At 59.1% G+C, this 20,225-nt stretch carries 16 protein-coding genes and 1 CRISPR repeat array; of the genes, 6 read left to right on the top strand and 10 right to left on the bottom strand.

Annotated features, from left to right (window positions below):
* Positions 1-58 precede the first annotated feature (58 nt).
* Positions 59-943 carry an ROK family protein gene (locus K3G63_RS21480; RefSeq protein ID WP_220616206.1) on the bottom strand — a complete coding sequence of 295 codons (885 nt, stop codon included), beginning with the start codon at positions 941-943 and terminating at the stop codon, positions 59-61.
* 831 nt (positions 944-1,774) lie between these two features.
* On the opposite strand from K3G63_RS21480, the gene K3G63_RS21475 reads away from it, so the two are divergent.
* Both K3G63_RS21475 and K3G63_RS21470 read left to right on the top strand, forming a co-directional pair.
* Positions 1,775-2,419, top strand: coding sequence for an AAA family ATPase (locus K3G63_RS21475; protein WP_220616205.1), 645 nt, complete (start codon positions 1,775-1,777; stop codon positions 2,417-2,419).
* Between the two features lies 1 nt (position 2,420).
* Positions 2,421-2,744: a hypothetical protein gene (locus K3G63_RS21470; RefSeq protein ID WP_220616204.1), complete on the top strand. Its 324-nt coding sequence runs from the start codon at positions 2,421-2,423 to the stop codon at positions 2,742-2,744.
* A gap of 326 nt (positions 2,745-3,070) precedes the next feature.
* Here K3G63_RS21470 and K3G63_RS21465 read toward each other — a convergent pair whose 3' ends face one another.
* The 3 genes from K3G63_RS21465 to K3G63_RS21455 all read right to left on the bottom strand — a co-directional run bounded on the left by K3G63_RS21465 (position 3,071) and on the right by K3G63_RS21455 (position 8,230).
* Positions 3,071-4,258, bottom strand: coding sequence for a replication initiation protein (locus tag K3G63_RS21465; protein ID WP_220616203.1), 1,188 nt, complete (start codon positions 4,256-4,258; stop codon positions 3,071-3,073).
* Between the two features lie 1,268 nt (positions 4,259-5,526).
* On the bottom strand, positions 5,527-6,873 hold the full coding sequence (locus K3G63_RS21460) for a PAS domain-containing sensor histidine kinase (protein WP_220616202.1): 1,347 nt from the start codon (positions 6,871-6,873) through the stop codon (positions 5,527-5,529).
* Positions 6,863-8,230, bottom strand: a complete 1,368-nt coding sequence (locus tag K3G63_RS21455) for a sigma-54 dependent transcriptional regulator (protein ID WP_220616201.1) — start codon at positions 8,228-8,230, stop codon at positions 6,863-6,865. The genes K3G63_RS21460 and K3G63_RS21455 overlap by 11 nt, the downstream gene beginning before the upstream one ends.
* A gap of 304 nt (positions 8,231-8,534) precedes the next feature.
* Here K3G63_RS21455 and K3G63_RS21450 point away from each other — a divergent pair, with 304 nt between their 5' ends.
* The 4 genes from K3G63_RS21450 to K3G63_RS21435 all read left to right on the top strand — a co-directional run bounded on the left by K3G63_RS21450 (position 8,535) and on the right by K3G63_RS21435 (position 14,050).
* Complete coding sequence (locus tag K3G63_RS21450; protein WP_220616200.1) at positions 8,535-9,794, top strand: efflux RND transporter periplasmic adaptor subunit; 1,260 nt, start codon at positions 8,535-8,537, stop codon at positions 9,792-9,794.
* A 39-nt stretch (positions 9,795-9,833) separates the two neighbouring features.
* Entirely contained in the window at positions 9,834-10,517 is a 684-nt protein-coding gene (locus K3G63_RS21445; RefSeq protein ID WP_220616199.1) for an ABC transporter ATP-binding protein, read from the top strand.
* A 21-nt stretch (positions 10,518-10,538) separates the two neighbouring features.
* Positions 10,539-12,896: an FtsX-like permease family protein gene (locus K3G63_RS21440; RefSeq protein ID WP_220616198.1), complete on the top strand. Its 2,358-nt coding sequence runs from the start codon at positions 10,539-10,541 to the stop codon at positions 12,894-12,896.
* 380 nt (positions 12,897-13,276) lie between these two features.
* Complete coding sequence (locus tag K3G63_RS21435) at positions 13,277-14,050, top strand: DUF6896 domain-containing protein (protein ID WP_220616197.1); 774 nt, start codon at positions 13,277-13,279, stop codon at positions 14,048-14,050.
* Positions 14,051-14,232: 182 nt separating this feature from the next.
* Here the strand turns inward: K3G63_RS21435 and K3G63_RS21430 are convergent, their stop codons facing one another.
* The 6 genes from K3G63_RS21430 to K3G63_RS21405 form a co-directional block, all read right to left on the bottom strand.
* Positions 14,233-14,376 (bottom strand): hypothetical protein, encoded by a 144-nt coding sequence (locus K3G63_RS21430; protein WP_220616196.1) that lies wholly within the window; start codon positions 14,374-14,376, stop codon positions 14,233-14,235.
* A gap of 65 nt (positions 14,377-14,441) precedes the next feature.
* On the bottom strand, positions 14,442-16,952 hold the full coding sequence (locus tag K3G63_RS21425) for a TonB-dependent receptor domain-containing protein (RefSeq protein WP_220616195.1): 2,511 nt from the start codon (positions 16,950-16,952) through the stop codon (positions 14,442-14,444).
* Positions 16,953-17,128: 176 nt separating this feature from the next.
* The gene (locus K3G63_RS21420; protein ID WP_220616194.1) at positions 17,129-17,551 is read right to left on the bottom strand and encodes a hypothetical protein; all 423 of its coding nucleotides are present in this window, start codon (positions 17,549-17,551) and stop codon (positions 17,129-17,131) included.
* Between the two features lie 80 nt (positions 17,552-17,631).
* Entirely contained in the window at positions 17,632-18,069 is a 438-nt protein-coding gene (locus tag K3G63_RS21415) for a hypothetical protein (protein WP_220616193.1), read from the bottom strand.
* Positions 18,070-18,134: 65 nt separating this feature from the next.
* The gene (locus K3G63_RS21410; protein ID WP_220616192.1) at positions 18,135-18,575 is read right to left on the bottom strand and encodes a hypothetical protein; all 441 of its coding nucleotides are present in this window, start codon (positions 18,573-18,575) and stop codon (positions 18,135-18,137) included.
* Entirely contained in the window at positions 18,572-19,186 is a 615-nt protein-coding gene (locus tag K3G63_RS21405; protein WP_220616191.1) for an RNA polymerase sigma factor, read from the bottom strand. Before K3G63_RS21405 ends, K3G63_RS21410 begins: the two co-directional genes overlap by 4 nt.
* A 581-nt stretch (positions 19,187-19,767) precedes the next feature.
* Positions 19,768-20,182: a CRISPR direct-repeat array (repeat unit 29 nt; unit sequence ATTTCAATTCCACACAGTCCGATTGAAGT).
* Positions 20,183-20,225: the final 43 nt, after the last annotated feature.

Here is a 20,225-nt window from a genome sequence, read left to right as displayed (position 1 = left end):
GGACAATCCAATCCGGCTGCTTATGCCCAGCCTTACCGCTGCTACCCGGGAGGCTTTCTCACAGGGAAGGTACGTTATGAGGATTGGTACGCAACTCCTGCTTTAGCTGGCACAGAGCCGCGGCGCCCAGGATGGCCGCGTTTTCAATGGCTGAGGGCGCAACAACCAACTGCTCCACCACTTTCGGGAAGGGAAACTCCCCCAGGCTTTCGTGCAGGCCGCCCTGGAAATACTTGAAGCATTTGCTGACCGAGCCACCGAGAAAGATGGCCTGCGGCGCCACCGCAAACAGAATGATTTTGAGGGCGTTGCCCAGGTGGCGGCCGTACTCGGTCAATAAGGCTAGCGCTTCGGGGTTGCCTTGCTGGGCCAGCGCATGCCACTCTGAGCCTGGCCGGCCGGTTTGTTGGGTAAAGAACTTACCGCTGCAATACTCCTCCACAGTTTTGTCGCGGTAGGGCACGCATCCAAACTCCCCGGCACTAGACAGCGCGCCGGAGTACACATCGTGGTTGATGATAAGGCCCGCGCCTACCCCAGTTCCGAGCGCCAGGCCTACCAGGTTGGCAAACGGCCGGCCCTGCCCGTACATCTTCTCGCCCACGGCGAAGGCATTGGCGTCATTGGTCAGGTAAACCGGCATATTGAAGCGGTGGGTAAGGTACTGCTTCAGGTGCACTTGCTGCCAGGAAGGAATATTCTGCACGCTGTACACAATGCCGTTTTCCTCATCTACCAGCCCCGGCGTCCCGATACCAATACCAGCCACCTCGGCATCCAGCACCACATCGATATGAGTTGCCAATTCCGCCAGAATCTGCTCTTTCGAGGCAGTAGCGAAAGTTTCGAACCGCCTTTGCTGGACTACCACCCCGTTCTGCACAACGCCGACCTGAACCTTGGTTCCGCCAATATCTATTCCGATGTACTTGGTGTTATGCATGCAATGTCAACCCGTGTAGTTGCTACTCCCCGGCGAAAAAGAATACGTAGTTGTTTGCCATAGAGAAGCAGGTAAGCCCCCGGGTGGAGCCTGGCACTACTAGCAAGATTGACTACTGGTCTAAAATATCTGCAAAAGTTTATCAAGTAAAGCAAAGAACCAGGACAATTACTAGCCCGCGTACTATACTACAGGAAGCAACGGATACAGAGACAAGAACGTACCAGGCCATGTCTGACAGCTGATGCTACAGTAAACAACGAATGCCGGTTAGCAAGTATTGGTCGTGTTTGCATAGCATATAGCCACCATCTAGTGGCGCTCTTTGAGCGCCCCATGCGCCGCCACATTGCGGCAGGCATACCTTCTACGCCTGCAAGGGCTGCCCCCTCAATTTCCTCTGGGCGCTACTGAGGGGCAGGCGCATTCCGCAGGGGTTGTATCTGCCCAATTCTTTGATTCGTCCTAAGGCGGCTTACCCCCATCGCCGGTAAGCTGTGCCAGACACAGGCACCCGGTAATCGGGGATCCTGCAGTTGCTAGAGAGCATTTAGCTAACCAGCGAGATACGTTAGCTATATCTACAGCGTAGCCTTTCACATTTCTACACCTAAAATTCCACCCGTAAGTATAGGTAGTATTGCACCTGTTAATACACCTATAATTGTTTTTCTTTACGCCAAAAAACGCAGAAATTCCGCACCTGATTAAACACGCTCAAACAGGTTAGATTCCAGGTTATGATCCGAACCTGTTTTTACACCTAGAATTGGGGTATATTATCACCCTGTATAACACCTACTTTCACACCTAAACAAGCGCCACAACTACATGATTATTACCGTAGGAGGAATAAAGGGCGGCACAGGCAAGTCCACCATTTCAACTAACTTAGCCGTGTGGCTTTCCCGGCAGGGTCACGACGTACTGCTAGTAGATGCCGATGAGCAGGAAAGCTCGTCTGACTTCACCGCGTGGCGGGGCGAAACCCGGGGCGGAGAACTGGGCTACACGCTGGTACAGCTAACCGGGGCGCTCGTTCGCCGGCAGGTAGAACTGCTAAAACCCAAGTACTCGCACATCATCATTGATACGGGGGGGCGGGACACATCCAGCCAACGGGCCGCCTTATTTGTCTCCGACCGGTACTTATTGCCCTTCGCGCCCCGCTCGTACGAAATCTGGACGCTCTCTAAAGTGCTGGCTCTGCTCGCTGAAGTGCAAGATGTGCGGACTACGCCCCTGCAGACTTTCTCCTTTCTAAACAAGGCCGATACGCGGGGCGTGGATAATGCCGAGGCAATGGAAGTACTGCGGGAAAACGAGGCGCTCAACTTCGTGGATTTTCCAATAGTTAACCGTAAGGCTTTTGCTACGGCTGCCAGCAAAGGCTTGTCCATTTTCGAAACCTCTCCTGTGGATGAGAAAGCGGTTGCCGAACTCAATGTTTTGTTTCATCACGTCACGCAGCAGTAGCATGGCCATCTCCAAGCCCCCCATTCGCAAGGCAACCGTGCCAACGCCAAGCCCGGTACCAGATGAAAAGAAGATTGAGGCTGTAATTAATCGTGGCAGCACCTCGGTGACTGCTGAGCCCTCCGTGGCGGTTACCATCAAGAACTTCAATATCAAGTTGCCCTCCACCATGCTCACGGTTATCGATGAACTCCGTGCCAAACGGCCCCGCAAGCCAACCAGTCCGAAGTTAGGCATCTCCACCCAAGACTGGCTCCTGGAGGCCATCCAGGAAAAAATACAGCGGGAGCAGAAGAAGTATGAAAAAGAGGGCAAGGGCAGTTAACTGTACACGTCAGTATACACCTACAATCAGGTTGGCTTTAGCACCTAGAATCAGGTGCTAAAGCCACTACAAAATACACCTAATTACACACTTACTTTTGAACGCACTACTAGGTGTAAAATAAGGTGTATTATTTTATATCAACATGCATATTATCAATATCTTATTACAACTAATACCTCTTATTATTATAGCGTAAGTTTACTTATAGCATCACCCTTTTACTTCTTCCTTTAAGGTCTTGCATACGCCAATCTGTGGAGCCGCCGTGAGTGCTGTAGCCTCTTACTTACGGTGACTACTAGGCGCGTGGAGTTTCGGGCTGGTTAGGGCTTGATCAGCCACTGTACTCCCTGCTCGTCGGTTTCCTGTCGGAACCCTGCTGCGAGCCAGACCCGCGCCAAATTCTCTTCAAATGTTTCCTCCCCAATCAGCTGACGCTGGCGCATAGTCTCGTACATGGCGTGCACATCATCGAGCGTATGCCGCTCCTGGAGCGAGAGCATCGGACTGGCCGGCCGACGCTTCGGTTCCTGGGCTTTGCCTTTGCGCACCTGTCGGCGATACTCCTCCAACAGGTAGCCCTCCACAAGGGCCTTGTAGACGGCCCCGCCTACCTTCTTCACTTTTCCGGCTGTTGCCTGCCGGCGGACATACGCCACAACGAAGTATACATATCCTTCGTCGTAGTATCCGTTTTCCAGCTGAGTCCGGATGCCGGCGATGCTTTTAGCGGCGATGCCTGTTTCCAGCAGGGCAGCTTCCCAGCCAGATTCGGGGACCGGTACCGCCGGTAAGGCGCTGCCGGTTGGCTTAAACAAAAAGCAGATGTGGGTAATTGTGCGGCCTTGCTTTTCTAGCTCATAGGTAAAGGCCATATCGGTTTGGGCTAGCTCGGCCCGGGCCCGGTCCAGGATGCGGGCCTTGAAGTTGGTAAACCGATCATACTCTTCCTCCACGCCCAGAATGCTTTTTAAATCGGCCACGGCCATTACTCGTTTACCGAAAGCGGCGTACTCGCGCAGCAGCAGATAGATGCGGTAGGCGTTGCTGCTCTTCAGCTTCAGCAGTTCGGTTAGTTGGGCCTTGGTAAAATTCTCCCGTAGCTGCAGTAGGTAGGGCATGAGCAAATCATTGAACCGGGCTTCGACAATACCCTCCCGGTGCTTGTACTCAGCAAAGGCAAGCAGGGGTAGAATGGAGAAGTCAGGCTTGCTCTGGCGACGGGCAGAAGTATCCAACTTCTCAATCAGCAAGGTGCGTGAGGCAAAGTGCTTGAGGGTTTTGCGCACCAGGTCATAGGTAGAATTGCTTGAGCTATGTCCCATCAGTTCCCGGACCGGGATCTGACACACTTGAAACTGGGTGTCATCCCGCCCGATGCGGCTGAGCAAAGCGAGAAACAGGCGCGACTCGGTGGTATTGAGTTCAAACCGGGCGTTGATCAGCGCGTTATGCTGCACAATGAGAGGATGAGCTGCGCTATCCTCCTTTACCAAGGCATCTTGTTTCATGAAGCCAAAGTAAGCAAATGCAGTACATTATGCTACATATTCACGAGGTTGTAGTCATATGACCCCTTTTTTGTAGTCATATGAGGCCCCGCTGACCCCTTTTTTGTAGTCATATGACCCCTTTTTTGTAGTCATATGACCCCTTTTTTGTAGTCATATGACCCCTTTTTTGTAGTCATATACGTCTATATAATACTGATGTACAGACAGTTACAACACCTGTAAACTAAGTAAACTTTATAAAGGAAGAAAACTACTAGTTTCTTGAGTAGCTTTTTTGAAAAATCAAATACAATACTGACTCTACTTTCTGCAGGTCCTGATTGAGTTATAAACAGGCTTTTGCGCTGACCCCTTTTTTGTAGTCATATCCCGCATGAAGGAAGGGGTGGGAGTGCATACAAGGGTGTATCTGATCAAATAGCCTTTCCCCTCACCCCTTTTTTGTAGTCATATGCTGAATGAGCCAGAGGGCACTGGAACAGGGAAAATATAGAGCTGTTTAGCTGCATAATGCTAATGGCATATGACTACAAAAAAGGGGTGAGGAGGTACTACAAACTAACAGCCGCCGCTTAGCGGAGAAAGCATACGACTACAAAAAAGGGGTGGGAGCGTTAAAAGGGGAGTCAAGGTAAGAACCAGTATATTCTCAAAAGCGAAGCAAACGGATCTAAATCTAAGGCGGTATATTTTAGTATAACTGGTGAACGGAATTTGTACTGAAATATACTTCTCGACTACAGACGTGAAAGCTTGGGTTAGCATTTTCTAAACGTGCGTTTGGAAAATGTTACGGGCCTCAAAAGATCTAGGACGTACGTGATAAATGAACTCAACACGCTGTTGGAGCAGTAAGCTCATCGTCTAGTGGCTCAGCACTATATCCGCTGAGACGGGCACTAGCACGGTCGCGAGATAGGCCTGGAGAGGCCATTCATTACTTTCATCACCTTTTGCATAAACTAGAAGCCCGCTTCCATTATTCGCGAACGGGCCAAAGCCGGCCTGACGGTGGCGCGGGCCGGAGGGCGACAGGGAAGGCGGGCGGCCCAAAGACCTCTCCAAGCAGGCCCTTTCCAAAGCACAGGCAGCCAAAACGCTCTACTTGCAGCCGGACAAGACAGTAGCCTAAAATCGGGCAGTTACACGGAATCGGCTGGGCCACCATTTACTGGTATCTATAGCGCATGTAGCTGTTCCTACCGGTGGCAGTATAGGAGCAGCCCCTGGTACTTAATGTAGAAGTATGCTTATACTACTAGAAGCTAACTGCGGGGAAACCACAGCTGAAACGCACTGCCTGCCCCCTCTACGGAATGGACCTGAATGCTGCCTTGGTGCAACTGCATGATTTGCTTGGCCAAGCTCAGCCCAATCCCGGAGCCGTTGGGGCGGGTGGTGAAAAAAGGAATAAAGATGCTGTCCAGCACGTCGGCAGGAATACCGCTCCCGTTGTCTTTCACCGCAATAACGACTCGCTGCTGTTCATCGGACCAAGCCTGCAGGCTAATGCGAGGGGTAGGGGTGTGGGTAACTGCCTGCGCCGCATTGAGTACCAGATTGATAAGCACTTGCTCCAGCAGGTGGCCGTCGGCGTGCAGGGTGAGGTAGGCGGGCCGGACGCTCAGGGTAACCTCAATGCCTTGCGCAGCCAGCTGCTCCGCCAGGAGCTGGCGGGTGGCCTGGAGCAGTTCCTGCACGTACAGGGTGGTGCGCTGCGGCGAGCCCAGGGTGCTGAAGTCCCGGTACACCTGGGCGAAGCGCAGCAGCCCTTCGCTGCGCTGCTGGATGATGCGAATGCCGATGCCCACGTCGTCGAGCAGCTCATCCGACGCCTCTTGCTGCCGGGCGCGCTGCACGTGGCGGCCCAACGAATCTGCCAGTGAAGCAATGGGGGCAACCGAGTTCATGATTTCGTGCGTCATGACCCGCAGCAGTTGCTGCCAGGCGGCAGTTTCGGTGTCAGCCAGGGCCTGGCTCACGTTCTTGAAGGCGAGGAGGGTAAACGCTTCGCCTCGCAGCTTAAACCGGGTGGCCGAAACGAGCAGCTGCACCGTCTGGCGGTCTACCGTCAGCTTCACCACCACGGGCTGGCCGGGCACTGCCCGGCAGATGGCTTCGTAAAGAACCGGCTGCCGGGATTGCAGCGCCCGGATATTTTTCAGGTACGGCAGGTGCAGCATCTGTTTAAATGCCTCGTTCACCCAGGCCACGGTGCCCGTTGCGTCGTAGGACACGATGCCGGTATCCAGTAGGGCCAGGATGGTTTGCAGGTACTGGAACTGCCCTTCCTGCGCGGCCCGCAGCTCCCGAAACGTGGCGTTGACCTGGTTGAAGGCCTCGTGCAAGGGCCGCAGCGACGCCGGACCGGACTGCGCCGGGTACTGCCGCGAAAAATCCCGGTACTGGAGAGCCAGGGTAAAATCGGCCAGAGCCTGCTGGCCGCGCGTCAGGTAGCGGGTTAGGTCCACGACCAGGAGGAGTAATAGCACCAGGCCCCCCAGGGCTAGCCCGTAGGCGTGGTGCAGCGCGGCGTACCCGCCCCCGGCCAGCGCGGCTACCAGCAGTACCAACCGTCCCAGCAGGCGGGCGTCCAGGCTATTAAATATCATGCTTGTCGAGCCGACGGTAGAGGGCAGTGCGGGTGAGGCCTAGTTCCTTGGCCGCTTTGGTAAGGTTGCCTTGGTGGCGCTCAATGGCCTGCAGAATGGTGTTTTTCTCGACTTCCAGCAACGGCAACGGCTGCTCAGCCCCGGTCGCAGCTGGCGCGGCAGCCGTGCCCGAGTCGGGGTTGCGAAACGAGAAATCGGCCGGTAGCAGCACGGGGCCGGTGCCCAGAATAACGGCCCGCTCTACGGCGTGCTGCAACTCCCGCACGTTGCCGGGCCAAGAGTGCTCCCGGAGCTTGCGCAGGGCAGCGGCACTGAATTCCGGCACGGGTTGCCGGTTGCGGGCGGCGTACACCTGGGCGAAGTGCTGGGCCAACAGCTGCACGTCGTCGCCCCGCTCACGCAGGGGCGGCAGCGTGATTTCGACCGTGTTGAGGCGGTACATCAGGTCCTGGCGGAAGGCACCGCGGGCTACCAGGGCGTGCAACGGGGCGTTGGTGGCCGACAACAGGCGGATATCTACCGGAACGGGGGTGTTGCTTCCTACGGGCACCACCTGGCGGTTTTGCAGGGCCGTAAGCAGCTTGGCTTGCTGCGGCAGGCCAATGTTGCCAATCTCGTCCAGAAACAAGGTTCCGTCGGTGGCCGCCTCAAACCGGCCCACGCGGCTAACCTGGGCATCCGTGAACGCCCCCTTGGTGTGCCCAAACAGCTCGCTTTCAAACAACCCTTCGCTGAGCGCGGCCACGTCGGCGGCCACAAAGGGCCTCGCGGCGCGGCGCGACTGCTCGTGCAGGGACCTGGCGACCAGCTCCTTGCCCGTACCGTTCTCGCCGAGCAGCAGCACATTGGCCTCGGTGGGGGCGACCTTTTCAAGTATGGCGCGCACTTCCTGCATGGCGGCTGACTCTCCCAGGAGAGCAGTGGCCGGCCCGGCTGGTTTTTTCGGGGTGCCCCCACTTTTACTGCCGGGTGTGGGTTGAAGGGCGGCGGCCAGCGTTTGCAGGAGCTGTTCGTTGTGCCAGGGCTTGAGCAGGAAGTCGGTGGCGCCGGCTTTAAGGGCGCGCACCGCCGTGCGCACGTCGCCATAGGCCGTAATGAGGATAACGGCCGTGGTAGGGTCGTGCTCCCGGATACGGCCCAGCCAGTAGAAGCCCTCGTTGCCCGTCGCCTGGCCGCTGCGGTAGTTCATGTCGAGCAGCACGGCGTCGAAGTGCTGCTGGCGGAGCAGGGAGAGCAGCCGTTCCGGGTTTTTCTCCGTCACGACTTCCCGCACCTCGGTTTTGAGCAGCAGCTTGAGGGCAAACAGCACATCGGGCTCGTCGTCCACCACCAGGAGGCGGGCGTGCGTAAGGTTCATGAAAAAACGGCTTGGTAAAACGTAAAAGTCGGGGATAACAGGTGTCGGTACCAATGCAGGCCACATAAACCGTGCAGGCCTTGGAAAATACTGGTTTTCAATCCGCCAAGCAGATTTCAGCCCAGCGGCTCAGGCGGAGTGTATCGGAACCGGACGGTCAACTGTAGCAAAACCGGACGTTTGGCAACAACTGACAGGTAGATTCTAAACCCATATTGTTGATTTACAATGCCTTGCGAGTAGGGCACCGTTCTTGGCATCTCCGGTCACTAGTTTTTTGCTGCTAGTTCCTGCCTCGAACCAAATGGATGTCCTGATACCGAAGAAAAAATGGTGGTTTGTTGCCCGCTGGTGGTGGCTGGGGGGCCTGCTGCTGGCGGGCCTGGGCGCGGCTGGCCTCTACTGGCCCAGGCCGGGCCAGCGGCTGCACGTGGCGGCCAGCCGGCTCACCATCAGCCCCGTCACGCGGGGCAACTTTCAGGAGTTTACGGCCCTCGACGGGGTAGTGCAGCCCCTGCGCACCGTGTACCTGGACGCGGCGGAGGCTGGCACGGTGCAGCAGGTACTGGTGGAAGAAGGCGCGACCCTGACGGCGGGCCAGCCGTTGCTGCAGCTGGCCAACCCCGACTTGCAGCTGGAAATGGTAAACCGCGAAACGGCCGTGTACGAGCTGATGAACAACCTGCGCAACACCCGCAACCAGCTGCTGCAAAACCGCATTCTGCGCCAAAATCAGCTAGTCGAAATCGACTTTCAGCTGGCCGAGGCTCGGCGGGAGTTCGACACCAACCAGGTGCTCTACGACCAAAAGGTAATTGCCCGGCAGGACTACCTGCAGAGCCAGAACGCCTACCGCTACCAGCGACGCAGGCGACAACTGACGCAGCAAACCCTGCGCCAGGACTCAATAGCCATGCAGCAACAACTGGGCACCATGCAGGAATCGGTGCAACGCATGACCAGCAACCTGGCCCTGATGCGGCGCAAGATGGACGACCTGCTGCTACGGGCCCCAGTCGGCGGGCGGCTCAGCTCGTTGGCCGCGGAAGTGGGCGAGGCCAAAACGCGGGGCCAGCGCCTAGGGCAGATTGACGCGCTGGCGGGCGTGAAATTGCACGCCGCAGTGGACGAGTTTTACATTGCCCGCATTGCGGCCGGCCAGGTGGGCGAAGTGGTAGTGGATGGCCAAGCGTATGCCTTGCGCGTGACCAAAATCTTCGCCCAAGTGGCCAAAGGCCTGCAAATCGACCTGGCCTTTACCGGCCCCCCGCCACCGGGCCTGCGGCGAGGCCAGACCCTGCCCATCCGGCTGGCGCTGAGCGCAAAGGCCCCGGCGGTGCTGCTGCCCAAAGGGGGCTTTTACCAGCAAACCGTGGGCAACTGGGTGTTCAAGCTAACTGCCGACGGCACCCGGGCCCAACGGGTAGCCATCCGGCTAGGGCGGCAGAACCCCGATTATTACGAAGTGCTGGCGGGCCTGCAACCCGGCGACCAAGTGGTGACTTCCAGCTACGAAGGCTACGCCGACCGCCAGGAGCTGGTGCTGGACAGCCGCCAGCCCTAGGCATTTTACTAATTACTTGGCTCAACAAGACTACTGCTCATGATTAAGACCGAAAACCTGGAAAAGGTGTACCGCACAGAAGAGGTGCAAACCAAGGCGCTGAACCACGTCTCGCTGACGGTAGAGCAGGGGGAGTTTGTGGCCATCATGGGCCCCTCGGGCTGCGGCAAGTCAACCCTGCTCAACCTATTGGGCCTGCTCGACGAGCCCGATGGCGGCAGCCTGCAACTGCTGGGCACCGAGACCAGCCGCTACTCCGAGCGCCAGAGAGCCGAACTGCGCAAGCGCAGCCTGGGCTTCGTGTTTCAGAGCTTCAACCTGATTGACGAGCTGACGGTGTTTGAAAACGTGGAGCTGCCCCTGCGCTACCTCGGCGTAGGAGCCGCCGAGCGGCGGCAGCGGGTGCAGCAGGTGCTGGAGAAAATGCAGCTGCTGCACCGGCGCAACCACTTTCCGCTGCAGCTCTCGGGCGGGCAGCAGCAGCGCGTGGCCGTGGCCCGCGCCGTGGTGAACGCCCCGCCGCTGCTGCTCTGCGACGAGCCCACCGGCAACCTCGACTCGGCCAGCGGCCACGACGTGCTGGGGCTGCTGACCGAGCTGAATGAGGCCGGCACCACCGTGCTCATGGTCACGCACTCCGAGCATGACGCCCGGTATGCCCGGCGCGTCGTCCGCCTGCTCGACGGGCAGGTGGTGCTCGAAAACAGCCGCAGCCAATTCTAACCGATTCCTCCCCCTTCGGCCATGCTTCCCTACCCCTTGCTGCTCATTTACCGCAACTTCAAGCGGTTCAAAAGCACGTTCTTCATCAACCTCGTTGGCCTCTCAACCGCCCTGGCCTGCGCGCTGCTCATCTACCTGTGGATAAGCGACGAGCGCAGCTTCGACCGCTACCACGCCTTGGACGGCCGCCTGTATCAGGTGCTGGAAAACCGCCGCACGGCCGCCGGCATCGAAACCCAAACCGGCACCGTGCCGCTACTGGCCGAGGCCCTGCGGCGGGAAATGCCGGAGATTGAACTGGTGGCCACCACCACGCCGGTCCCCTTCTTCCCCAGGTTCACGCTGGTGGCGGGCGGCCAGCACCTCACTGTCGCCCCCAAATACGCGGACCCGGCCTTCTTCCAGCTGTTTTCCTACCCCTTGCTGGTGGGCACCCCCGCCACGGTGCTGCAAAACAAAGACGCCATTGTCCTGTCCGAGGGCTTGGCCACCAAGCTCTTCGGGTCGCCGCAAAACAGCCTGGGTAAAGCCGTGGAATGGCAAATGGCCGACCGAAAACAGACCTGCCTGGTGGCCGGGGTGTTTGCCGGGGTGCCCCGCAACTCGTCCGAGCAGTTTGACTGCGTGCTGCCGTTTGCCTCGTTCAAGGACCTGATGCAGATGAGCGAAACCATCAACTGGGACGACGACGGCCCATTCACCACCTACTTAGCCTTGAAGGAGGGGGCCGACCCCGCGCAGTTTCAAGCCAAGCTGGCGGGGTTGCTGAAAACCAAAAGCGCGCAGGCCCAGGCCCGGGGGCGCACGCTGTTCGTGCGGCCGTTCTCGGCGGCCTACCTGCACGGCACCTACGAAAACGGCGTCGCCACTGGGGGGCGCATTACCTACGTGCGGCTGTTTGCCCTGATTGCCGGGCTCATTCTGGTGATTGCCAGCATCAATTTCATGAATTTGTTCACCGCCAAGGCCTCGCGGCGGGTCAAGGAAGTGGGCATTCGCAAGGCCCTGGGGGCGAGCCGCGCCGCGCTGGTGGGGCAATACCTGACGGAATCCGTGGTGATGGCCTTGCTGGCCCTGGTGGTGGCCGTGGGGCTGGTCCAGCTCGTACTCCCGCAGTTCAGCGAACTGACGGGCAAGCCGCTGGCTTTGCGGTGGGAGCCGCAGCTGGTGGGGGCTGGCCTGGCCCTGGCGCTGGGTACGGGGCTGCTGGCGGGCAGCTACCCCGCGTTCTACCTGTCGGGGTTCCAGCCGGCGGCCGTGCTGAAAGGCAAGCTGCCGACCAGGGCCGGCGACGTGTGGACGCGGCAAGGCCTGGTCGTGCTGCAATTCACGCTCTCGGTGCTGTTCATTGTGGCTGTGGTAGTGGTCAACGCGCAGCTGGCGTTTGTGCAGCGCCAGCCGCTGGGCTACGACAAGGCCCACGTGCTCCGCTTTGATACGGGCGGCAAGGCGGCGCGCCAGCAGGCGGCCTTTCTGGCCGAGGTGAAGAAACTGCCTGGCGTTGTACAGGCGTCCAGCGTCTTGGGCGGCTTCCTGGGGGGGCGTCACGTGGAGGAGGTGAGCTGGCAGGGGAAGCGCCTGCCAGTGGGGACGATGCTGGTCAACTACGACCTACTGGAAACCATGGGCCTGCACTTGGTAGCCGGCCGCAGCTTTGCGCCGCAGTTCCGCGCCGACAGCGCCGCCATCCTCGTCAACCAAGCCCTGGTGGCCGGCCTGGGGATGCCGGACCCCGTGGGCCAACAGCTCAACGGCGCCCGCATCGTGGGGGTGGTCCGCGACTTCCACTACGAGTCCCTGCACGAAAAAATCAAGCCTCTGCTCCTCAAGCTCGACCCCCAGATCAACACGGTGCTCGTGAAGCTCCAGCCGGGCGCGGAGCAGGCCACGATTGCGCGGCTGCAGCAGCTGTACGCGGCCTATAACCCCGGCTTTACGCTCGACTACACGTTTCTGGATGCCGACTACCAAGCCCAGTACGTGGCCGAGCGGCGGGTAGCGGTGCTCGCCCGCTACTTTGCCGGGCTGGCCATTCTCATTTCTGCCCTGGGTCTGTTGGGCCTGGCCGCCTTCACCGCCGAGCGACGGCGCAAGGAAATCGGCATCCGCAAGGCTTTGGGCGCTAGTGAGCTGAGTATTGTCTGGCTATTAACCAGCAGCCTGACCTGGCTGGTGGTCGTGGCCATCGTTTTGGCGCTGCCGCTGAGCTACCTGCTCCTGCAGCGGTGGTTGGAGGGCTTTGCTTACCGCGTGGCATGGCAATGGTGGTACTTCGCGGCAGCCGGGATGGGGGCCCTGCTCATTGCCTGGCTCACCGTAAGCGTGCAGGCCTGGCGAGCCGCCCGTCGCAACCCCGTGCTGAGCCTGCGGGCCGAGTGATAGGCAAATAGGGTGGGCGCTCTGTATTGCTAAATGATAGACGACCAACCCCGCTGCCGTTGTACGCCGGCGCAGGTATGCGCTAAGACCTCTGGTTCCGCACTGGTGCCTTTCCACGACAACCACAAGCCCTCCGATGCCGGTAGCGTTTCTGCGTGACGGTAAACTTCCTAGCTCGCTCATACTACGGTCAGCAGTGACTCGTAGGATTTCACGCTGTCCGAAGCTGTTGTGCCGACCAACTGCGTCCCTTGCGCACCCTAACTAATTGGGAAGCGTCGCTCAACGAATTGGCCTAGCGATATTTTCTATTCTTACTCGAGCGCTACCCCAATCAGGAGGAAGCTGTAAGTTGCCGCCTTCTTTGATCTTGACACTCTATGCTCCTTCACGGTACTCTTTCGCTGGCGGTTGCCCCTCCCAGTAGATGGCTAGCGCAGAATCAGGTGGCGGAAAACGATTTTCTCTGCTTTTGGTCTGCCGCACTACCCTACATCTTCGGAGCCCACGTAACGTCTGTTTCCGGTGGGCCCTTGCGGGTAGGAGAAACAAAAGGTGCGGTACTCGCTATTCCGGCAGAAGCAGCAGCCCCCTTACGAGCAGGAGCGAGTATCGCTATTGGCACGGCCCTCCGCGAGCAGATTGGGCACTTTGTGGTGGAGGTGTTGCAAGAGGAGCCCGCACAGGACCTGCCAGGCGTGCGACCGGTAATGGCCGCTGAGCGGGGTGCTCTTACCCACAGCGAGCAACAGTTATTTGCGTGTATTGAGCAGTGGGTGCAGCAGGCGGACAGGCTCTGTTGTGCCCTGCGGCAAGCCTATGGGCTTGATTTCACGCGCATCGGTTGGGTAGAGCGGAACGCCTGTATGGGGCAAAGGGGCAGGGTCAATGGAATTGCCTATTCCTTTCACGGCATCGGCTGCTACTTTGAAAACGAAGGGCTCAAATTGGATGTTGACTTTGATTCGAAAGGGGACTGGCATGGGTTCGATCTGTGGCGTATACAGTCGTTCATCGAATGGAATTACCCGCAGTTGGTTTCTTCCCTGGAGCCTATCGAACAAGGGCTAACAGCACTGCTTGGTAAGAAGTGGCTGTACCAAGTGGATCGGCGCTATGACCACGACTTCTACTTTGTAACGCCTACTACCTAATGGCCGTCCCATACGTCCAGTTATGTACACTTTCTCTCCAGGAGCAGGCGGCAAGAGTAGGTAGAAACAGCTGAGTAGCAGCTGCTACGGGGAGCCTAGCGACCGGAGAAAGCCAAAAGGGCGTGTTGGCCTGCAACGACATAGTGAGAGGGGTAGCACAAGAGTAGGAACAGAAAATATCACTAGACTAATTCACGAAGCGATACTTCCCAGGGGCGAGGGTGCGCAAGGGGCGCAGTTGGCCGGCGCAACGGTTTCGGGCTGGGGTCGGCGTGGTAGCGCCCGTAGCGGGCGGCCTGCTCGTCACGCAGGAATTCAACGGGCATGGTAGGAAAGGTAACAGATGGCAGCGTTGGTTACTGGTGGAGGCCGACTGGCCATCGTTCCGGCGCTACCCACCTATACCACCCCTATCACCCTGCGGCTGGTCTTCCATGGTGCTGTCGGACTTTTTGGTCCCCAGAAACCAGGAGAATCCCAGGTAGCCCACGCGCGTTTCGTACTTGGTTCGCAGGTCAGTGGCAAGTCCGTCGGCCGCGAGCTGCGTGTACTGGCGGCGCGTATTGAAAAGGTCACTCACGCGCAGGGTTAGCGCGGCCCGGTCGTGCAACAGGCGCTGGCGCAGGGCCACATCCACCCCGTACACGGCCAGCACGCGGCCCTGAGGAACCACCAGTGGGGCCTGGTAGTTGCCGCTGAGCTGCACGGCCAGGGTCTTGGTCGGGCTAAACTGGTTGAGCAGATACGCCGTGCCGGTGAAGCCAGCGCGGGTACCCTCGCCGCTGTAGCTGGCTACCTGGTTACGGTAGGCAGAGCCGCTGGTCGTGAGCTTCCACCATTTGGTCACGGGCTGCGTCAGCGAGAGTTCCAGCCCGTAGCTGGCCGTGTGGCCAAAATTGGCGTAGCTGGTGCGGGTGATGAAATCGGGCTGGCCGCTGCGGCGGGTGGCCAGGGTATCGATGGTGCGCAAGCTCTGGATGGACTGACTAGCAACGCGTCCAAACAGGGTAGTACTGAGCGTCGTGGCGCCCCACGTTAGCTGGTGGCCCAGTTCTGCAACGTGCCCGTACTCGGGGCGCAGGGCGGCATTGCCCACCACGTAAGTACGGGCATCGGAATAGATGGGCAGCGGAATGATTTGCAGAAAATTGGGCCGGTTCACGCGGCGCGAGTAGCTGAGTTGCAGGCGCTGGTCGTGGGGCAGCGTGCGCGCTACCGTCGCCGAGGGGAAGAAATTGAGAATCCGTTGGCTCTCCGCGCCCGTGGGCCGCACCTGGGCGGAGAGCCCCGTAAATTCGGCCCGCACCCCGGCCTGGTACTCCCACCCATCCGAGTTGTGTTGGTAGGACCCATAGGCCTGCGGAATGAGCTGCCGGTAGGTGTAGCGGTAGGAGCCCGCGTCCTGCCCGATAAATTCGCCTCCCGGGGTGGCTTGCACCGCATAATCGGCCGTGCCGGGCGTCACCAGGGCATCGGTTTTGACGCCCACTTCCCAGCGCCGCTTCTGGTCCAGCGGATGCACATAGTCCACCCGCACCGACGGCATATGAATGGTGACGTCGAGCAGTTGCTGGCGGGCATTGCGCGGGTAGCGGGCCGGCCCATCCAGAACGCGCTGCTGGGTCGTGACAGTGCCCCCGTCGAGGTAATACGAGGCGCTGGCGGTTAACGCCCGGCCAGGGGACGCGGCCCAGGTGCGCCGGTACGTGCCCGAGAACCGGCTGCCGTACAGGTTTTCGGCCTGCGTGTTCTGGTTGCGCAGCAGCAGCGAGGGGGTGGCGTCCTGGGCGAGCCGGGTGGCAAAGTTCTGCGTGGTGCGAAAGTCCTGGGCGTAGTACTGGGCCGTGAGGCTAACGCGCTGCTCGTCGCTGAAAGCGTACGCAACGCCCAGCCGCAGGCTGTAATTGGTTTGCTGGCGCGTGCTGGCCCCCGTCTGGTCGGTGCGGCTGGTGCGGCCATCTACCGCGGCGACCTGCTGCAAGGCCGAGCTGCCGCGGAACCGATTGCGCAACCCGTCGGCGTTGCCGGAAAAGGTGAGTTTGCCGACCTGCCGGTTGCCGCTGAGCGCCGCCGTGTACTTGTCCCGGGTGCCCACCGTAGCCCGGGCGTCGCCGTTCCAGCCCGCTTGGGTTTGTTTTTTCTGCACTAGGTTGATGATGCCCCCCGTACCCTGGGCCGCATACTGCGCGCCGGGATTAGTGATGATTTCAATGGTTTCCAGGCGACTGGCGGGCAGTTGATCGAGGCGCAGGGTAGGGGGCGCGGGCTGGCCGTCGAGGTAGAGGGTGACGCTGGCATTACCCCGCAGGCTGACCTGGCCGTTGTCGTCCACGGCCACCGAGGGCACTTTCTGGAGCACATCCGCCGCCGTACCGCCCGCGCTGTTGAGGTCTTGGTCCACGTTGAGAATAGTTTTACCCAGGTCGTTGACAACGGCCGCTTTTTCACCCCGCACAACCACGCTGCCGAGCTGCACGGCGGTTGGAACGGCCAGCCACTCCCCCAAGCGCACGACCGGAGCGGTAGCGTTCAGCGTGGCCGGTCGGCGGGCGGCCTGGTAGCCCAGGGCCTCGGCCCGCACGACGTACCGGCCCAGGGCGAGGCTAGTCAGGGCAAAGGAGCCGTTTGCAGCCGTTTGGGTATTTCCGATGAGCGTCGAGTCGGGCAGCCGCAACAGCACCACGTTGGCAAAGGGCAGGGGCTGGCGCGTGCGCTGGTCCAGCAGGGTGCCCGACACTTCCCCCAGCCCCTGGGCCAGCAGCCGGCCGGGCAGCAGACTGGCTGCTACTAACCCGAACCAGCCGAGCCACCCTACCCCTCGAAGCCAGCCGGTAACCCAGGACCATGCGGTAGCCGGATGCCCCGCCTGATGAATTGTAACTATTTGTCTAGTAGATTTCATTGCAATACATATTACCTTGTAATACATAGTAAGCAAGCCAAAGGAAGGGGGCTGTTTCATGGCATTGGCCGGGAACGGTAGTAGAAGTTGGTTGTGCTTGGCTAGTGGTTGATTGGGGGAATTCCCCTGCAGACCCTAGGATAGATTACTTGGGCAGATAGCCACGGCGGGCCCCGCTACCAACTGCTGACCGCTAGGTTTTTGACCACCACGGTGGCAGGCATCGCACGGGAAGTCAGCTTATTTACCCGCATGGACGAACCCTGATCTTGGGTCTGCACCCGTACCAGGCAGCGATACACCTGGCCGCCGGCCTGCAATCGCACGAGGTAGCGGCCGCTGGGCACATGGCGGAAGTCAAACCGGTGGCCGTACGCCGGAACGGTATAGGTTTCGCTGAAAAGGGTTTGCCGGCTGCTCAGGCGCACCACCTGCACGCTCCCGGGCAAGGCAGTAGGGTTTTCAATGCGCAGGCGCAGGGCGGTGGGGGCCACCTGGGTGAGGCTGATGGCCCCGGATGCCTGGGCCAGCGCGGACGTGGCGCCGGCGCACAGGGTCACTACGCAAAGGGGGCGGAGTAGTAGGGTCAGGAAGTGCATACAAAACAGCATAAAGGGGTAGGCTAACTACCTTGTGGGTAGTAGGAAGTAGTGCAATCGTACTAAGCAGAAGGGGCTGCCTACTTGGTTTGGCGGCGCAGAAAGAGGTAGTAAGCCAGGAAGCCGACGGCGGTGCTAAAGAGCAGGATGATGACGGAGTGCAGGCCCCAGGGCAGGTACCAGTTGCACAGCGCCAGCCCCGTGCCCGTACTCAGCAGCAGCGTCACCCACTTCACCACCTTGTTTTGCTCGTCCTGCGGGCGGGGCAGCAGGCGTTCGACAATGCTTTCCGAGGTAGCAGCCGCCACAATCTGCTTTTTTAGCAGGTAGTTTAACACCAGCTTGACGGCAGCCAGGACGAAGTTGCAAAGCAGGAAAAGCCCTACCACGGGCAGGAATACCCGTCGGGCCAGCTCCAACGCGCTACCATCAAGGACTGGGCCCAAAGCACTAGTGCCTTGGGCCGAAGCCTCCCAGGTGGCGAGGCAAAAAAGCAGGAGCAGCCAAAAACGTTTCATAGGGTGAGCCGGGGAGGAGCGGTACCGGATGAGACCGGCTGCCGCCCATCATGTTGCAAAAGTTTTTAAGAAAAAGCGAGTTGGCGCATTTGCCGGCGATGCCGGGCCACCAACTCCAGGCACTGCCCGGCCACGAACAAGCCCGCCACGGTTACCAGCCCGACTCCCAGACTGGTAGCGAAGCTTTGGAAAACCGGTACCAGCAGGCCCCCAAACAAGGCCAGAAACGCGACGACTACCCCCAGCACGAGAGCAGCCACGCCGCTCAGCACCCAAGGAAAAGCGGGCTTGGGCCGGGGCAACTGCGCCAAGACGCTCGCCGTGAGGTCGAATGCAAAGGTGGGAGGCGGCTGGTGCGCCACGGCCGTCAGCAGGTGCCGGTAGGTAGCTACCCGGCCCTGGCACAGGGGGCAGCTGCGCAGGTGGGCCGCTTGGGCAGCGGGCAGCCGGGAAGTCGATTCGGCGGCCTCCTGCTGGGCGTGCTCGGAAAGATGGGGACTCATCATAAGTCGTCGCGTTGATAGCTGGCCAGTAAGTGTTGTTTTAGCCGTTTCCGTGCCCGGAAAAGGTAATTTTTCACGGTTCCGTCCGGCAGGGAGGTTATCTGGGCAATTTCCTCGTAGCTCAGTTCCTGCTGGTGGTACAAGGCAATCAGGGTGCGGTAGAGGGGCGGCAGTTGCTCGATGGCCGCGCTCAGAATAGTGGCTACGTCTTGGTCAAACAGGGCCGTTTCCGGGTCATCTCTCGACTCAGCCACCAAGCGTACGGGAGGGCTGCGGCCTTCCTCGGGCGAGTCGTCCGGTTTTGGCTCCGACAGGTCGACCAGCACCAGGTGTTTCTTCTCTAAGTAATGCAGGCACGTATTGTAGGCGATTTGACCAACCCACGTCGAGAGCTTCGCCTGAAATTTAAACCCCGCTAAGTTTTTAAACACCTTCAGGTACACCTCTTGCGCGATATCCGGGCGGTCGGCGGGATGGCGAATCATTTTGAATACCATCTGCGTGACCAGCCCTTCCGTGCGCTGCACGATTTGCCCGAAAACCGCAGTATTTCCCCCCAGCACCTGCGCTACAAGCTGCTGATCGGTCGCGGGGGAGGTGGGCAGGTTGCTCATCTAGGCATGAGACCGGTCAGCCGGCAGGTTGTTGCACCAAGAGGCTGTAGCGGGAATTTCTTTTTTGATAAGGCTTCGGTACCGACAGTTCAGGTTGACGTGGCGGTGCTGCCAGTGGGTACGCGCAGATGGGCCAGGTACCGGTAACTGGTGGTCCGGCTCACGCCGAGCAGTTGGCCGTATTCTGAGACAACCGCCTGTGCAAATTTCCCCTACCGATATTTTCTGTTCCTACTCTTGTGCTGCCCCTAAGAAGAGTTGCTGCCTCTGAACTCGACCCGACAAAGTGAGGTAAACGGCCGATATCGGCACCGCTACCCATGCCGGTATCGGCCGTTCACCTAATGGGGTCACCCGGCTTTCTTCGCTCCTGACGGGGACAAAGGCGGTTTCCATGGTGCTGCGTACACCTACCTTATGGCACCAGCAGGTCGTGTCGGGAGGTAGGGTGTAAGCTAACCCTGTGTGGGCGCAGACCGGCACCCAGAGCGGCCGATTAGTCCCTCATTGTGCCTCAGACTGATATTAGACTGAACGGCCTGCCACAGCCGAAAAGGACGAACCAAACGCATGGCGGTTTTATTTCAATTCCACGCAGTCCGATTGAAGTATGTATTTGACCTCGAACACGGCAATACGCTCCCAATTTCAATTCCACACAGTCCGATTGAAGTTACGCAAGAAGAAACCCCGACTGCGCACGTCAAACGATTTCAATTCCACACAGTCCGATTGAAGTGGAGCATGCAGGCCTATGGCCCTACCCATAAGCACTATTTCAATTCCACACAGTCCGATTGAAGTCCGGTATCCAGAATGATGGACGCCACATCTACATTATTTCAATTCCACACAGTCCGATTGAAGTCAAATAGCCGGGTCGTTGTGTTGCTCTCGCCGCTATTTCAATTCCACACAGTCCGATTGAAGTCGGCCTCATCGGGGGAAGCGGCCTGCATCGGAATTTATTTCAATTCCACACAGTCCGATTGAAGTGAGGCAAAACAACCATTGCAACGCTTATTCATGTCTATTTCAA

Origin of the sequence: Hymenobacter sp. HSC-4F20 (assembly GCF_019599275.1) — a bacterium.
Classification (GTDB): domain Bacteria; phylum Bacteroidota; class Bacteroidia; order Cytophagales; family Hymenobacteraceae; genus Hymenobacter.
This window is presented reverse-complemented; position numbering and strand designations above follow the sequence as displayed.

Coding starts and splice junctions, on each gene's coding strand:
- K3G63_RS21415 (WP_220616193.1), bottom strand. CDS start 18,069: ATGAAACGTTTTTGGCTGCTCCTGCTTTTTTGCCTCGCCACCTGGGAG.
- K3G63_RS21465 (WP_220616203.1), bottom strand. CDS start 4,258: ATGAAACAAGATGCCTTGGTAAAGGAGGATAGCGCAGCTCATCCTCTC.
- K3G63_RS21420 (WP_220616194.1), bottom strand. CDS start 17,551: ATGCACTTCCTGACCCTACTACTCCGCCCCCTTTGCGTAGTGACCCTG.
- K3G63_RS21440 (WP_220616198.1), top strand. CDS start 10,539: ATGCTTCCCTACCCCTTGCTGCTCATTTACCGCAACTTCAAGCGGTTC.
- K3G63_RS21455 (WP_220616201.1), bottom strand. CDS start 8,230: ATGAACCTTACGCACGCCCGCCTCCTGGTGGTGGACGACGAGCCCGAT.
- K3G63_RS21405 (WP_220616191.1), bottom strand. CDS start 19,186: ATGAGCAACCTGCCCACCTCCCCCGCGACCGATCAGCAGCTTGTAGCG.
- K3G63_RS21480 (WP_220616206.1), bottom strand. CDS start 943: ATGCATAACACCAAGTACATCGGAATAGATATTGGCGGAACCAAGGTT.
- K3G63_RS21445 (WP_220616199.1), top strand. CDS start 9,834: ATGATTAAGACCGAAAACCTGGAAAAGGTGTACCGCACAGAAGAGGTG.
- K3G63_RS21425 (WP_220616195.1), bottom strand. CDS start 16,952: ATGAAATCTACTAGACAAATAGTTACAATTCATCAGGCGGGGCATCCG.
- K3G63_RS21470 (WP_220616204.1), top strand. CDS start 2,421: ATGGCCATCTCCAAGCCCCCCATTCGCAAGGCAACCGTGCCAACGCCA.
- K3G63_RS21450 (WP_220616200.1), top strand. CDS start 8,535: ATGGATGTCCTGATACCGAAGAAAAAATGGTGGTTTGTTGCCCGCTGG.
- K3G63_RS21435 (WP_220616197.1), top strand. CDS start 13,277: ATGCTCCTTCACGGTACTCTTTCGCTGGCGGTTGCCCCTCCCAGTAGA.
- K3G63_RS21430 (WP_220616196.1), bottom strand. CDS start 14,376: ATGCCCGTTGAATTCCTGCGTGACGAGCAGGCCGCCCGCTACGGGCGC.
- K3G63_RS21460 (WP_220616202.1), bottom strand. CDS start 6,873: ATGATATTTAATAGCCTGGACGCCCGCCTGCTGGGACGGTTGGTACTG.
- K3G63_RS21410 (WP_220616192.1), bottom strand. CDS start 18,575: ATGATGAGTCCCCATCTTTCCGAGCACGCCCAGCAGGAGGCCGCCGAA.
- K3G63_RS21475 (WP_220616205.1), top strand. CDS start 1,775: ATGATTATTACCGTAGGAGGAATAAAGGGCGGCACAGGCAAGTCCACC.